Below are 14,354 nucleotides of genomic sequence, written 5' to 3'. Positions count from 1 at the left end.
TTCAAGAAGAAAAAGGCGCGCGCGGCCGTTGGACGGGACGGGCAGCCGCGCGCGCACAAGAAGAGGAGTCGGGTGAGGTCTCCTCTTTCACCCGGCGTCAATGAGCAAGGAGTTGACGCCGGTTGAACACGAACAGGAACAGGCTGAGCAGGAGCAGGATCAGGCCCGCGATCATCTTCAGCTCGGAGGTGGTCGCGGTCTTCGGCAGGCGGACGGTGTCGGGTTGCGCGGCAGGCGCCAGCCGTCGCGCGGTGGTCGTCCGGCCGCTCGCATCGGCACGACGCTCCAGGAGTTGCGCCGGCACGCGCTGCATCTGCTCGCCAAAGACCTTGTCGAAATCCCAGCCGGCCGGCAGGTTGATCGGCAGTTCGCTGAGCTTGAGCGGCTCGCCCTCGGGGCGGCTTGGCGTCTTGTCGACGGCAACGAGGCTGGTCAACCGCGTGACGAGCTGATGCTCGAGCGCCAGCGCAAGCACTGTCTTGTCGGCGTCCTCCGGAGAGAGCTCGCGCATGGTGCGCGCGACTTCGGCGTCGCCGATCTTGCGCTTGGCCCAGAGCTTGGACAGGCCCTTGCCTTCGGCGGCGTTTTGCAGCGGTAGCGTCACCGACCACGGCCGGTCGCCGACGCGGCCCTTGATCTCGAACGATCCCTGAAGCTTGTCGAGCTTTGCAGCAAGCACCAGCGGCTCGTCGCGATAGACGTCGGGCACGATCGCCGGCGTGACGTCGGCCTGCGCCTCCGAGAATTTGACGCTGAGGCCTGTGACTGCCGGATTTTCCAGCTTGGCGAACAGGCCGCGCATGCGCTCCTCGACCTGCTCGACCGATCCGATATGGGTGAAGGCGCCGCGCCCGAGCTCGGAGGCGCGCGTCATCAAATAGGTGTTGGGTGCGGACCCGATGCCGACCATGAAGATGCGCGAACGGCCGCGCATCGCGGTGATGGTTTCGAACAATTGTTGCTCGTTGCCGATCGCGCCGTCGGTCAGGAACACGACCTGGCGGACCAAATTGATGTCACCGAGCTTGTCGGCGAGCGCCGCGCGCATCGCCGGCACCATTTCCGTGCCGCCGCGGGCCTGCAGCGCGCCGACGAAAGACGTCGCCTCGCGGATGTGCTCGGCATCGCCGGGCACCGAGGTCGCAAACAGCACGTCCATGGTGTCGTCGAACCGGATGACGTTGAAATGGTCGTTCGGCTGCAGACGGCCGAGTGCATAGAGAAGACTGGCCTTGGCCTGCACGATGGAGGTGCCGCCCATGGAGCCGGAATTGTCGATCACGAATACGACCTCGCGGGGCAGCGGCTTTTGCGCGGCCTGATCCAGCGTCGGGGGCGTGACGAAGGCGAGCAGATAATCGGCGTCGCCGACATGCTCGCGGAACAGTCCGACCGACGGTGCCTTCTCGGCGGCCGGCTTCCAGGTCAGCTCGAAGTCGCGGTCCGCGGGAACGGTGTCGTCGGCGAGCCTGACGATACGCGTCGTTGCATCGGGGCTCTCGGTCTTGACGGCATGGTGGTGGCTCTTGACCTCGCCGAGCGCGAAGCCGGCCTGCAGGCGAACCGTGATGCTGGTCGGATTGATCGGCGGATGCTTCCGGGGATCGAGTACCGGCGGTGAGATGCGGTCGCGATCGGGCACCGGATCGGTCTTGGTCGCGCCCCAGCCGGAGCCGTCGGGACGGAAGTCGACGCTCTGCACGACGGGTGAGGGATTGTAGCGCGGCGCGACCACCATCGGCACGCGCAGCGAATATTCGTTGCCGGACTGATGCACGGGCTCCTGATACTCGATCTGCACCAGCACGGTCTCGCCGGGCCCGATATTGGCGACCGAGTTGGTGAAGATATTTGGCCGTTCCTGCTCGGTCAGCGCAGCCTTCTGGCCATCGCGGCGCGCCTGCTCGTAGATCACGCGCGCCTGCTGGCGCTCCTTGACGTCGCCGACGATGACGCGGTCGCCGACCACCATCTTCAAGGTGTCGACGGCGCCGCCTGTCGCCATCGGATAGACATAGATCGCTTCCACCCAGTCCTTGCCGGGGTTGCGGAACACCTGCGTGACGCGGGCGCGCAAGGTCGGACCTGACACGGTGATGTCGACGTCGATGCCGAGCCTGACGGCCTCGCTCGTGACGCCGTCGTTCTTGAGGAGCAGCGTGCCCGAACGGGCATCGGCAGGTTGCAGCAGGGTCGCCTGCTCCGAGGTGGCCGACCAGGCCGGATCGAGGCTGACAAAGAGACTGACAAGCAGGGCGACGATGCCGATCAACATCACGGCGATGCCCTGCGCCAGGAGAACCAGCCCCAGCTTGATCAGCCGCTTCAGCATGGGGTGTTCGTCGCTTTCGAAGTCGTCGATGGTGGTCATTTCGCCTGCTCCCGAAGACCGCTGGTCACGCTCCAAATCTGCCGGGAATACGGATTTTCGCGAGCGGATTGATCGGCAATGTTCGGCCGCGGTCCGTGCAGGGATGGCGGGTCGGCGGAGGCGATGTACGGTTTTGTGCTGATTTGTCCGTCTGCTAGACTGGCGCCATGGGAGCAGGGACCTCGATGCAGACGCCGGACAAGCAGCTCACGGATGAGCAAAGCCGTGAAGTCGCCGACAAGATTCGCGAGGAGATCGCCAAACGCCGGATTTCCCGACAGACCCTGGCCGAGCAGGCCAAGCTCAGCCTCTCGACCCTGGAGAAGGCGCTCGGCGGACGTCGCCCGTTCACGCTGGCGACCACGGTGCGGCTCGAGCAGGCGCTCGGCGTTTCGCTACGCCGCAGCGCTCCGGCGGCGCCTGTCGCGCCGGTCGGTAACGATGTCGCGCCCGACAGTCTCGGCTCCTATTCGCACCGCGCCGTGACCTGGCTGGAGGACGTCTACATCACGTTGCGGCCGTCCTTCGGCGACAAGGACGCGATCTTCGCCTACCGCACCGAAATCGCCTGGGAGCCCAAGGTCTCCTCACTCGTCTTCCGCGAAGGCGAACGGACCGATGCGGCCTATGAGCACTCCGGCGAGGTCGCGGTACCCCACCAGTCGGGCTTCATCTACCTCGTCATCAACCGCCATGGCCAGCACCGCGTTATCACCGTGTCGCGGCCGACGGTGGCCGGCGAGATGTACGGGATCATCTCGACATTGCGCGCCGGCCCCGGATCGCAACTGACGCCGATCGCCGCGCCGATCGCCTTCGTCCCGCTCGCGAACGTCAAGGCCCCCACGCTCGGCCGCATCGCCCCTGACAACGCCAACTACACGCTCTACCGGGATCATCTGCGCCGTACGGTCGAAGAGCCGTTTGCACTCTTCCTGCCCGTCTAGCAGCCTCAGCATGCTGAATGCGCACTCCGAGACCGATACCCAGGCGCCGCTGTTCTCGGTCATCATCCCGCTCGAATATCACCGCGGGCAGTGGGAGCAATCCTGGCTCGGCTGGATGTCGCAGACCGCCGATCGGTCCCTCTACGAGATTATCCTGGTCGTGCCGCCGGATTTTTCTGCGCGCGCGGAGTTGAAGGCCTTGGCGGGCGGCGGCGCACGCCTCGAGTTCACGGAATCCTCGCACGACATCGGGCTCTGTGCGTACGGCGCGACCAGGGCACGCGGCCAATATTTGTTCTTCACGGAGTCGCATTGCTGGCCCGAGCCTGACGTAATCGAGCTCTGCATCAAGGCGATCGCGGAGCATCCGGAATGGTCGGGATTTTCCTGCCAGTCGATTCCGATTTGTCACAACCGCCTGTCGGAGGCGGAGGCGCAGATGTACCAGGCCGACATCGAGTTCGGCATGAAAGTGCATCCCTGGCGAAAAGTGCTCGACCAGTGTTTCGTGACCCGGCGCGACGTCTACGAAGAATGCGGTGGCTTGCGCGAGGAACTCGGCCATTTCGCCGAATGGGTGCTCGCCGCAAGCTATCACGTGCGCGGCCATGCCATCGGCTATCTCGAGGGCGCGCGCTTCCATCACTATTATATCGGCAAGGTCGGCGACCTCAAAAGGTTCACGCTCGACTTCGTGCAGGGCGAGATCCGCTATCTCAGTGGGGACAGGCGTGGCCCCGGAAGCGCGCTCCTGGAAATTCCCGTTGAATGGAACTGCCAGGATGATTTCGATGCCGGCCTCGCGCGCGCCGTGCTTGCCGCGCTGCTGCAGGATAATCGTCAGCATCGAGATCCGCGAAGATCCGGCGAGACACGGCCGGCACTCCGGCGCTGGGCCGGGCCCGCCTTGTACGGCGATCGGCTTGCACGAGCGGTGGCGTGGCTGGCCGCGGTCCGTGCGCGTTGCACGTTGACCGTCATGGTAAGGATCGGCTCGCGCCCGCGCGTCGCATTTGAGCTGAAGCGTTACATCGCGGCGCTGATCGATCTGCAGCGGCTCGACTGCATCCATCAGGTGCGCCGTGCCGGCGGCAGTGCGTTGCCGCGCCTGGGCGAATATGTGCTCGCCCAGGCCGGCTTTCACGCCATGGAGACCTGGCAAGGCCGCAGTTTTCGCTGGAGCGAACCCGAGGCCGCAGTCAGGATCAAGGTACAGCCCGGCCGCAATGTGGTTCGTATCGAATGCCTCGATGTGCGCGAGCCGCTGGATCGGATCGGGGTGCGATTCCATTGCAATGGAGCCCGCATCGCCGATCCGTCGATCATGGTTCGTGACGGTGCTTTCGAACTGGACCTCGACGTTCCGGCATCAGGTATCGTCACCCTTGCATGGACCTGCCCGCGCTTTCCCGCTGCCGGGGACGTACGTCGCCTCGGCCTGCCGGTTAGCGCCATCGACGTCAGTGCATCGTCCGCCAAGCCCGGCGATGCGCCGCCTGCATCCGCCAAACCCATGTGATGCTCAGTCGAGCAGCACGCGGGCGAGGGCAAAACCGAGCTGGCGCGCGTCAGATGAGTTGGGATCGAGATCCTGCGGGCTTCCCATGACGGGGCATTGGAAGGTCAGGACGGCGTGCGCCGGGTCGGCGGCCCACGCGCTTGCTGGAATATCGCTCTCGATGAGAATGCCGCCCTCGGCTGCACGCTTGCGCAACACGAGGGGCCGGTCGTTGATTGCGATCCCGATCCGGTTGAGCGCGTGCTCGTTGAACACGTGCGACAGCAGACATTGAAAACGGCGTGGCGCGGGCGTTGCTGGCTGCAAGTTGAGCGTGGCTGACGGTGCGGAATTCCAGCACAGCCAGCGCCCTTCATGACGTTCACGCTCGTGCCAGCCTGCGCCGTGCAGGGGCTGATCCGGCGTAAAGCCGTCGGCTCCGAGCGGAGCCGCAAGCTGGACCTTGTCTTCGGCGGATGGCGACGCCGCGAGCCTGTGCTCGAACAGTCGATGCGCCTCCTCATAGAGCCGCAGATCGAGTTCATTCCATGAGTGCAGGATGTGGAGTGACGCCGGGTCGAGCTCGCTCTGGCTCGATCGCGGGGTGCGGTTGAGATGAGCCAGGGGACCCAGCGGTCCCCAGCCCATCATCCGTCCAAGCAGTTTCAGCGTATCGGCTTGCCGTTCCAGAATGCCGGTGAGATCGATCCGTGCGAGGTTGGTCAATGCCGCATCCAGCAGGCGCGGGTCGTCGTCGCGAAGGCTGGCGAACGAGGCGCCCGCCAGTTGCCGCGTCTGGACGTTGGCGAGCCAATAGCGCGCGAGAGGTTCCTCTTCGCCGAGAAAGCGTTTTGGCCCGAGGGCGCGGGCGCGCTCCTGGTACCGGCGCCGCGCTGCGTATTCGTCGGTGCTCAGCTCGGTTGCAAGCGTCTGGAAGAACGGCTCGCTGTGGCTCTGGAAAAAGTCATGGGCGGAGACGCAGCGCGACATCGGCTCACGCAGAACCGTGAAGATGGTCGGATGGATCGGGAACGACCCGGCATAGTCGAAGTCGACATGGCCGGTGGCAAACAGCGCGTTGCCGGGCCGTTGCGGGCCGCTCCGGGAATGCGCCTGAAACAGGATTCTGTCCGCGGGGAAGCGGTTGGCCAAGAGCCCGCGCAACGACACGCCTGCGGTCTTGCGGATGTGAAGAAAGAAAAACGGCCTTTCGGCCGTGAGGCTGGCGGCCTGCTTCATCAAATTGTCCCGAGTCAGGTCGTCCCCGCACTGCTCCGGCACCTGTACCATGGTTTGCACAGCGCCGTAACCAAAGCGCGATGCCAGGCGTCGCGTTCAGGCGTTTGCGGCTTTTGCCTTGTCCAGCTCGGAGGCCACCGAGAATTCCTTGCGCAAGGTCGGCTTGTGGATCTTGCCGGTAGCATTGCGCGGCAGCGCGTCGACAAAGCGGACCCGGCGCGGACATTTGAAGCGCGCGAGATTGGCCGCGCAATGCGCCATCACGTCGGTCTCGCTCAGTCGCTGGCCGGGCTTCACCGCGACGATGGCCAGGCCGACCTCGCCCCATTGCGCGTCGGGAATGCCGATGACGGCGGCTTCCGCAATGGCGGCGAGCCGATGCAGGATGTTCTCGACCTCGGCCGGGTACACGTTCTCGCCGCCGGAGATGTACATGTCCTTCCAGCGGTCGACGATGTAGTAGAAGCCTTCTTCATCGACGCGCGTCGCATCGCCCGTGTGCAGCCAGCCGTCGGTGAAGGAGGATTTGTTGGCCTCCGGCCTGTTCCAGTAGCCGGGCGTGACGTTCGGCCCCTTCACCCAGAGCTCTCCGAGTTCGCCCACATCGGCATCGCTGCCATCTGGACGGACGATTCTGACCTCCGTATGCAACACCGGCTTGCCCGTTGAGCCGGCCTTGCGCGCCGCATCCTCGCGGTCGAGCACCAGCACCGAGGGCGAAGTCTCGGTCATGCCATAACCCTGCTGCAGCGCGACGCCGCGCGCTTCCCAGGACTTGAGCAGCGGCACCGGCATCGGCGCGCCGCCGACGCCACCGATGATCAGACGGCTCATGTCGGTCGTCGCAAACGCCGGATGCTGCGCCATGAACTGGTAGATCGCGGGCACGCCGAAGAACACGTTGATGCCCTGCGCGGGGTCGCCGATCAGTTGCAGCGCCTGTCCGGGATCGAACGCGCGCATGATCAGCACGGTGCCGCCGGCATGCAGCGCCGGGTTGGTGTAGCAATTGAGCCCGCCGGTGTGGAACAGCGGCAGCACCGTCAGGAGGACCGTGGACGGATTGATATAGGCGGGCCCGCCGAGATTGACGCAATTCCAGAACGTCATGCCGTGGGTGATGATCGCGCCCTTGGGATGGCCCGTGGTGCCCGACGTGTACATGATGGTCGAGATGTCATCGAGCGAAACGTCCTCGGCAGCCGCAAGCGGCTTTGCCGTGGCGATGCCGGCCTCATAGGAGCCTCCGGGGCCGAGCAACATCGACGAGGCGATGCCGCAGAGCTTTGCGACGCTCAGCGCGGTTTCGGCGAGATCCGTGTCGTGGATCATCACCTTGGGTGAGGCATCGCCCGTGATGAACTGCAATTCGGGGACGGTGAGGCGCGTGTTCAGCGGCAGGAAGACGGCGCCGAGCCGTCCGCAGGCAAACTGTACCTCCAGCGTATCGGTCGTGTTGAGCGCGAGCACCGCGACGCGGTCGCCGCGCGAGACGTTGAGACTGTCGCGCAAATGCGTCGCCAGACGTGCAATGCGGTCGTTGAATTCGGTGTAGGTGAAGCGGCGTCCGCTCGCGAGGTCGATGACCGCGGTCTTGCCGGGGGTGCGGCGGCTGTGGTGGGCGATCCAGTCGTAGTAGCGAACGGGCAATCTGTCCTCCACAAGCGAGTGGCCTTGTGCCGCCTGAATTCCAACGCCTTGCAACATGTTGAGCCGACCCCGAAGGGCCGGCCAAAAGTCATATGTACAAGGTTCTTTTTTGACCGGGAGTTGGCCGTTGCACTGCGAAAACTGTCTTGCGTTGAGTTGCTGGGGCGTGGCTTGATCGGCGCGCGTTCTTGCGTCAGCCACTCCGCGCAAGTGCATGCCTTGCGATCCGGCCATGGTGACCACGAAGAATCGCGCGCCAAGCGAAAGCAACAGCGATGAAGAGCCCGTTCTATACCGCCGAGCACGAAGCGTTTCGCGAAATGATGCGCCGCTTTGTCGAGAAGGAAATCGAGCCGTTCGCCCATGAATGGGACGAGGCTGGCGAATTCCCGCGCACGCTCTATCGCAAGGCGGCCGAGATCGGTCTGTTGGGCCTCGGATTCCCCGAGGAATATGGCGGGGTCGCCGCCGACCAGTTCATGAAGATCGTGGCGAGCCAGGAGCTGGCACGGGCCGGTGCCGGCGGCGTCAGCGCCTCCCTGATGAGCCACACCATCGGCTCGCCGCCGATCGCGCGCGCGGCACGGCCCGAGGTGAAGGCAAAAGTGCTGCCGCAAATTCTCGCCGGCGAGAAGATTTCTGCGCTCGCGATCACCGAGCCGAGCGGTGGCTCCGATGTCGCGAACCTCCGCACCAAGGCGCGCCGCGACGGCGATCACTACGTCGTGAGCGGCGAGAAGACTTTCATCACCTCCGGCATGCGCGCCGACTATCTGACCGTTGCCGTGCGCACCGGTGGCGAGGGCGCCGGTGGCGTCAGCCTGCTGCTGATCGAAGGTAATACGCCGGGCCTGTCGCGCACGAAATTGAAGAAAATGGGCTGGTGGGCGTCGGACACCGCGACGCTGCATTTCGACGAATGCCGCGTGCCGGTCGAGAACCTGATCGGCGAGGAAGGCCAGGGCTTCAAGATCATCATGCAAAATTTCAACAGCGAGCGCATGGGCATGGCGGCGGGCTGCACCGGCTTTGCGCGCGTTTGCGTCGATGAAGCCATCGCCTACGCCCGGGAGCGCAAGACCTTCGGCAAGCCGCTCGCCCAGCACCAGGTCATCCGCCACAAGATCGTCGATATGGCCCAGAAGGTCGCCGCGTCGCAGGCGATGCTGGAGCTGCTGGCCTGGCGTCTGGGGCAGGGCGAGAGCCCGGTCGCGGAAATCTGCATGATGAAGAACCAGGCGACGCAGACCATGGCGTTCTGCGCCTCGGAGGCCGTGCAGATCTTCGGCGGCGCCGGCTTCATGCGCGGCATCAAGGCCGAGCGCATCTACCGCGAGGTCAAGGTCAACGCCATCGGCGGCGGCACCGAGGAGATCATGAAGGATCTGGCCAGCCGGCAGATGGGGTTGTGACCCGTCATTCCGGGGCGCGCGAAGCGCGAGCCCGGAATCCATCGGGCCGTACGCACCGCTGTGAAATGGATTCCGGGCTCATCGCTTCGCGATGCCCCGGAATGACGAGAGGAAGAGAATGCTATTCACCGCCGACCACGACGACATCCGCCGTAGCTTGCAAAAATTCATCGCCAACGAGGTCAACCCTCACGTCGATGAATGGGAGAAGGCCGACATCTTCCCGGCGCATGAGCTGTTCAAGAAGATGGGCAGCCTCGGCTTCCTTGGCCTGAACAAGCCGGTCGAGTTCGGCGGCTCGGGCCTCGACTATTCCTACGCGCTGATGATGGCGGAGGAGCTCGGCGCCATCAATTGCGGCGGCGTGCCGATGGCGATCGGTGTGCAGACGGATATGGCGACACCGGCGCTGGCGCGGTTCGGCTCGGACGAGGTGCGGCGCGAATTTCTGGCGCCGTCCATTGCCGGTGATTTCGTGGCCTGCATCGGCGTCTCCGAGCCCGGTGCGGGCTCCGACGTTGCCTCGATCAAGACCAATGCGCGCTCCGACGGCGACGACTACGTCATCAATGGCGGCAAGATGTGGATCACCAATGGCACCCAGGCCGACTGGATCTGCCTGCTCGCCAACACCGGCGATGGACCCGTTCACCGCAACAAATCCCTGATCTGCGTGCCCATGAAGAGCAAGGGCGTCACGATCGCACGCAAGCTCGACAAGATGGGCATGCGCTCGTCCGACACCGCGCAAATCTTCTTCGACAATGTGCGGGTGCCCAAGCGCAACCGGATCGGCGAGGAAGGCAACGGCTTCACCTACCAGATGATCCAGTTCCAGGAGGAGCGGCTCTGGGGCGCGGCAGCCTGCCTGAAAGCGCACGAATACATCATCAACGAAACCATCGACTACACCCGCAACCGCAAGGCCTTCGGCCAGAGCATTCTTGACAACCAGGTCGTGCACTTCAAGCTTGCGGAGATGCAGACCGAGGTCGAGCTGCTGCGTGCGCTGATCTATCGTGCGGGCGAAGCGCTGGTGGCGGGAGAGGATGTGACGAAGCTCGCGACCATGGCCAAGCTGAAGGCCGGCCGGCTCGGGCGCGAGCTCACCGATGCCTGCCTGCAATATTGGGGCGGCATGGGCTTCACCAACGAAACGCCCGTCAGCCGGGCCTATCGCGACAGCCGCCTGACCTCGATCGGCGGCGGTGCTGACGAGGTCATGCTGATGGTATTGTGCAAGATGATGGGTACGCTGCCCGGCAGCAAAGGAAAGAATTGATGATCACGCTTTATCATTGCGACGCCGCGCGCTCGTTCCGCCCGCTCTGGATGCTGGAGGAGATGGGCCTGCCCTACGAATTGAAGATGCTGCCGTTCCCGCCGCGCGTCTTCGCCAAGGAATATCTCGCGATCAATCCGCTCGGCACCATCCCATTCATGGTCGACGGCGAGACCAAGATGACGGAGTCCTCAGGCATCTGCCATTATCTCGGCACCAGATACGCGCCGACACCGCTGATGGTCGATGTCGAGGACCCCGCCTACGGCGCGTTCCTGAACTGGATGTATTTCAGCGATGCCACGTTAACCTTCCCGCAAACGCTGGTGCTCCGATACACCCAGCTCGAGCCGGAGGAGCGGCGCAACCCTCAGGTCGCGGGCGACTACGCAAAATGGTTCCTGGGACGCCTGCGTGCCGTCGAGGCAGCGACGGCAAGTGCCGAAACATTGTGCGCCGGCCGTTTCACCGCCGCCGACATCGTGATCGGCTACGCGCTCCGCCTCGCGGAAAATATCGGTCTTGCCAAGGACTTTGGGCCAAATGTCGCAGCGTATTGGGCGCGTTTGCAACAGCGCGACGGTTTTAAGCGCGCAGTTGCAGCAGAACGTAAGGCCGGAGTTGAGCAGAACATCGCGCCGCGGGTCCGAGCGTAGGTTCCAAAACTCGTTTCGCGTATCGGAATGACAGCGCTATCCCTTCGTGACAGCGCTGGAATTTCGTCTAAGGTGGCCTCGTCCGCAGCGGCCTAAAGAGCCGCGCGAGGAGGACCGCCATGGAAGGCCACGAAGTTAAAGACAGCGGTCGCGAATCCGACCACCTGATGCTGATCACGCCGGAGCGCGTGTTCTACGCAGGCCTGCTCGGCCGGCCGCGCAAGCGCACCCCCGGCTGCTGCCATGTCTATGTTGCGGTGAAGGGCAGCCTGCATCTGACGCTCGACGACATGCACACCTCGTCCGAGCTGGTCGTGACCCTCCCGAACCAGCGCCACACCATTGCCGCCGACTACCGCACTGTGATCAGCGTGACGCTCGAGCCGGAAAGCATGCCGGATGGAACGCTGGAAGCCCTTGCCGAACGCCTGACCGGGCCGGACAAGATTTTCTACGCCCGCAAGATCCTCGCGGCCTACGCCATGCTGCGTGAGCGTCGCTATGGCAACATCACCAATGCCGAATTCGACGAGATGTGCTTTGGCGAGGCATTGCCGCGCCGCACGCTCGACCCGCGTGTGACACGCGCGGTGGCGCGCATCGGCCGCTTCTCCGGCGAGCCCGTGACGGCGGATAGTTGCGCTGCGGAAGCCGGCCTCTCGGCGTCGCGCTTCCTGCACCTGTTCAAGGAGGAGACTGGCATCTCCTTCCGTTCCTTCCGGGCCTGGAAGCGTGCCCGCCATCTGCTGCACTTCGCCAATCAGGACCTCAACCTCGCTCATCTCGCGCAGGACATCGGCTATCCCGATTCCACGCATTTCAGCCATTCGATCCGCCGCTTCTACGGCCTGAAGCCACGCGCGATCTTCGTGGGCTCGCGGGACCTTGCGATCTATCGCAGTGGCGAAACGACGGTGAAGGAGCTTGCGAAAGCAAGCTAGGCGGCTCGAAAAGCTTCGTTTTTCGCTAGCTTCTCCGCGCAAGAAGAAGGATGTCGCGCGTCACATGATCGCAGCGTTGAATTCTCAACCTGCGAGACATCCAAGGCATGAGCGACAAGGCCGTCATCACCTGCGCGCTGAATGGCGTGCTCACCGATCCCAAGCAGCACAACGTGCCGGTCACGCCCGAGCAGATGGCGCGCGAGGCCAGGGCCGCGTTCGATGCCGGCGCCAGCGTCATGCACATCCATCTGCGTCAGCAGGCGCCGAACAAGGGGCACCTGCCGTCCTGGGAGGTGGCCGTCAGCAGGGAGATCCAGCAGGCGATCCGTGAAGCCTGTCCCGGCGTGATCATCAACCACACCTCGGGCGTCTCCGGCCCGAATTATTCCGGCGCGCTGGATTGCATCCGCGAAACCAAACCCGAGATTGCCGCCTGCAACGCCGGCTCGCTCAACTATCTCAAGGTCAAGGCCGACAACACCTGGGCCTGGCCGCCGATGATGTTCGATAACGCGGTCGAGAAGGTGAAGGACTATCTCGACGTTATGAACGCCGTCGGCACCATCCCCGAGTTCGAATGTTTTGACGTCGGCATCGTCCGCTGCGTCGGCATGTACACCCAAGTCGGCATGTACAAGGGGCCGCTGGAGTACAATTTCGTCATGGGCGTCGCCTCCGGCATGCCCGCCGATCCCGAACTGCTGCCGATCCTGATCAAGCTGAAGCGCCCCGAGGCGCATTGGCAGGTCACCGCGATCGGCCGCGAGGAAATATGGCCGCTGCACCAGCGCTGCGCCGATCTCGGCGGTCACCTGCGGACCGGCCTCGAAGACACCTTCTATCTCGCCGACGGCAAGAAGGTGACGTCGAACGGCCAGCTCATCGAAGCCGTCGCCGCCTGTGCAAGGCGCGCCGGCCGCGAGATCGCGAGCCCGGCGGAAGCGCGGAAGATTTTTGGGACGAATCGGTAAGGTATCGCCTCAACCGTCATTGCGAGCGAAGCGAAGCAATCCAGAATCTTCCCGCGGAGACAGTCTGGATTGCTTCGTCGCTTCGCTCCTCGCAATGACGAGCGGAAAGAGTTCATGTCCATCATCGAAAACACCATCTCCACCGGTGGCGCGGCCTATCAGGCCAATCGCGACGGCATGCTCGGTCTCATCGACCGCATGCGCGCGCTGGAAGAGCGCACCCGCGCCGCTTCGGCTGCCGCAAAGGATCGCTTCCACAAGCGCGGCCAGCTCCTGCCGCGCGAGCGTGTCGCGCTGGTGCTCGACCCCGGTGCGCCCTTCATCGAGCTCTCCACGCTCGCCGGCTACATGTTCGACGTGCCTGACGCCAACAAGAGCGTGCCGGGTGGTGGTGTCGTCGCCGGCATCGGCTTCGTGTCGGGCGTGCGCTGCATGGTCAGCGCCAGTGATGCCGGTATCGATGCCGGCGCGCTGCAGCCCTATGGCCTCGACAAGACGCTCCGCGTGCAGGAGCTCGCACTGGAGAACAAGCTGCCTTACGTGCAACTCGTCGAAAGCGCCGGCGCAAACCTGTTGCGCTATCGCGTCGAGGACTTTGTCCGCGGCGGCAACATCTTTCGTAACCTCGCGCGGCTGTCGGCGGCGGGCCTCCCTGTCGTCACGGTGACGCACGGCTCCTCCACCGCTGGAGGCGCCTACCAGACCGGCCTTTCCGACTATATCGTGATGGTGCGCGGCCGCACCCGCGCCTTCCTCGCGGGGCCGCCGCTGCTGAAGGCCGCGACCGGCGAGATCGCGACCGAGGAAGAACTCGGCGGCGCCGAGATGCATACGTCAATCTCCGGCCTTGGCGACTATCTCGCCGAGGACGATCGCGATGGCTTGCGCATCGCGCGCGAGATCATGGCAGCGCTGGAGTGGGACCGGCCGGGCCGGGCGAGCGCCGACTACAAGCCGCCGCGCTACGACCAGGACGAACTGCTCGGCATCATGCCGATGGACCACAAGCGCCCCGTCGACATGAAGCAGGTGATCGCGCGTATCATCGACGATTCCGATTTCACCGAGATGGCGCCGAATTACGGCCCCGCCACCGTCTGCGGCCATGCCCGCATCGAGGGCGAGGCGATCGGCATCATCACCAACAACGGTCCGCTCGATCCGGCCGGCGCCAACAAGGCGACCCATTTCATCCAGGCCTGCTGCCAAACCCGCACGCCGATCCTCTATCTGAACAACACCACCGGCTACATGGTGGGCAAGGCCTATGAAGAAGCCGGCATGATCAAGCATGGATCGAAGATGATCCAGGCCGTGACCTCGGCGACGGTGCCGCAGATCACGATCTATTGCGGCGCCTCCTTTGGCGCCGGCAATTACGGCA

11 protein-coding genes are annotated in these 14,354 nt (G+C 64.4%); 8 read left to right on the top strand and 3 right to left on the bottom strand.

Features of this window, described 5'->3' with window-relative positions:
* Positions 1-97: 97 nt before the first annotated feature.
* Positions 98-2,371 carry a marine proteobacterial sortase target protein gene (locus C2U70_RS01110; protein WP_140976022.1) on the bottom strand — a complete coding sequence of 758 codons (2,274 nt, stop codon included), beginning with the start codon at positions 2,369-2,371 and terminating at the stop codon, positions 98-100.
* A 185-nt stretch (positions 2,372-2,556) separates the two neighbouring features.
* Between C2U70_RS01110 and C2U70_RS01105 the strand changes: the two genes are divergently transcribed.
* Both C2U70_RS01105 and C2U70_RS01100 read left to right on the top strand, forming a co-directional pair.
* The gene (locus C2U70_RS01105; protein ID WP_140976021.1) at positions 2,557-3,318 is read left to right on the top strand and encodes a helix-turn-helix domain-containing protein; all 762 of its coding nucleotides are present in this window, start codon (positions 2,557-2,559) and stop codon (positions 3,316-3,318) included.
* Positions 3,319-3,328: 10 nt separating this feature from the next.
* Positions 3,329-4,837: a glycosyltransferase family 2 protein gene (locus C2U70_RS01100; protein WP_140976020.1), complete on the top strand. Its 1,509-nt coding sequence runs from the start codon at positions 3,329-3,331 to the stop codon at positions 4,835-4,837.
* A 3-nt stretch (positions 4,838-4,840) separates the two neighbouring features.
* Here the strand turns inward: C2U70_RS01100 and C2U70_RS01095 are convergent, their stop codons facing one another.
* Together C2U70_RS01095 and C2U70_RS01090 are read right to left on the bottom strand one after the other, a co-directional pair.
* Positions 4,841-6,055 carry a sulfotransferase family 2 domain-containing protein gene (locus C2U70_RS01095; protein ID WP_186293990.1) on the bottom strand — a complete coding sequence of 405 codons (1,215 nt, stop codon included), beginning with the start codon at positions 6,053-6,055 and terminating at the stop codon, positions 4,841-4,843.
* A gap of 96 nt (positions 6,056-6,151) precedes the next feature.
* Positions 6,152-7,705 (bottom strand): acyl-CoA synthetase, encoded by a 1,554-nt coding sequence (locus tag C2U70_RS01090; protein ID WP_140976019.1) that lies wholly within the window; start codon positions 7,703-7,705, stop codon positions 6,152-6,154.
* Between the two features lie 275 nt (positions 7,706-7,980).
* On the opposite strand from C2U70_RS01090, the gene C2U70_RS01085 reads away from it, so the two are divergent.
* The 6 genes from C2U70_RS01085 to C2U70_RS01060 all read left to right on the top strand — a co-directional run.
* Complete coding sequence (locus C2U70_RS01085) at positions 7,981-9,117, top strand: acyl-CoA dehydrogenase family protein (protein WP_140976018.1); 1,137 nt, start codon at positions 7,981-7,983, stop codon at positions 9,115-9,117.
* A 118-nt stretch (positions 9,118-9,235) separates the two neighbouring features.
* Entirely contained in the window at positions 9,236-10,399 is a 1,164-nt protein-coding gene (locus C2U70_RS01080) for an acyl-CoA dehydrogenase family protein (protein WP_140976017.1), read from the top strand.
* Positions 10,399-11,055, top strand: coding sequence for a glutathione S-transferase family protein (locus tag C2U70_RS01075; protein ID WP_140976016.1), 657 nt, complete (start codon positions 10,399-10,401; stop codon positions 11,053-11,055). The genes C2U70_RS01080 and C2U70_RS01075 overlap by 1 nt, the downstream gene beginning before the upstream one ends.
* 119 nt (positions 11,056-11,174) lie before the next feature.
* Entirely contained in the window at positions 11,175-11,996 is an 822-nt protein-coding gene (locus C2U70_RS01070) for an AraC family transcriptional regulator (RefSeq protein WP_140976015.1), read from the top strand.
* 107 nt (positions 11,997-12,103) lie between these two features.
* Positions 12,104-12,970 (top strand): 3-keto-5-aminohexanoate cleavage protein, encoded by an 867-nt coding sequence (locus tag C2U70_RS01065; protein WP_140976014.1) that lies wholly within the window; start codon positions 12,104-12,106, stop codon positions 12,968-12,970.
* Positions 12,971-13,084: 114 nt separating this feature from the next.
* The coding region (locus tag C2U70_RS01060) for an acyl-CoA carboxylase subunit beta (RefSeq protein ID WP_140976013.1) at positions 13,085-14,354 on the top strand (1,270 nt) is incomplete at its 3' end.

Origin of the sequence: Bradyrhizobium guangdongense (genome assembly GCF_006483445.1) — a bacterium.
Lineage (GTDB): Bacteria > Pseudomonadota > Alphaproteobacteria > Rhizobiales > Xanthobacteraceae > Bradyrhizobium > Bradyrhizobium guangdongense_A.
The sequence above is the reverse complement of the archived record's forward strand: the minus strand, read 5'-3'. Positions and strand labels throughout refer to the sequence as shown.

Excerpts from the sequence above, each read along its gene's own strand:
- C2U70_RS01075 (WP_140976016.1), top strand. The coding sequence starts at position 10,399 with ATGATCACGCTTTATCATTGCGACGCCGCGCGCTCGTTCCGCCCGCTC.
- C2U70_RS01080 (WP_140976017.1), top strand. The coding sequence starts at position 9,236 with ATGCTATTCACCGCCGACCACGACGACATCCGCCGTAGCTTGCAAAAA.
- C2U70_RS01095 (WP_186293990.1), bottom strand. The coding sequence starts at position 6,055 with ATGAAGCAGGCCGCCAGCCTCACGGCCGAAAGGCCGTTTTTCTTTCTT.
- C2U70_RS01105 (WP_140976021.1), top strand. The coding sequence starts at position 2,557 with ATGCAGACGCCGGACAAGCAGCTCACGGATGAGCAAAGCCGTGAAGTC.
- C2U70_RS01100 (WP_140976020.1), top strand. The coding sequence starts at position 3,329 with ATGCTGAATGCGCACTCCGAGACCGATACCCAGGCGCCGCTGTTCTCG.
- C2U70_RS01110 (WP_140976022.1), bottom strand. The coding sequence starts at position 2,371 with ATGACCACCATCGACGACTTCGAAAGCGACGAACACCCCATGCTGAAG.
- C2U70_RS01085 (WP_140976018.1), top strand. The coding sequence starts at position 7,981 with ATGAAGAGCCCGTTCTATACCGCCGAGCACGAAGCGTTTCGCGAAATG.
- C2U70_RS01070 (WP_140976015.1), top strand. The coding sequence starts at position 11,175 with ATGGAAGGCCACGAAGTTAAAGACAGCGGTCGCGAATCCGACCACCTG.
- C2U70_RS01065 (WP_140976014.1), top strand. The coding sequence starts at position 12,104 with ATGAGCGACAAGGCCGTCATCACCTGCGCGCTGAATGGCGTGCTCACC.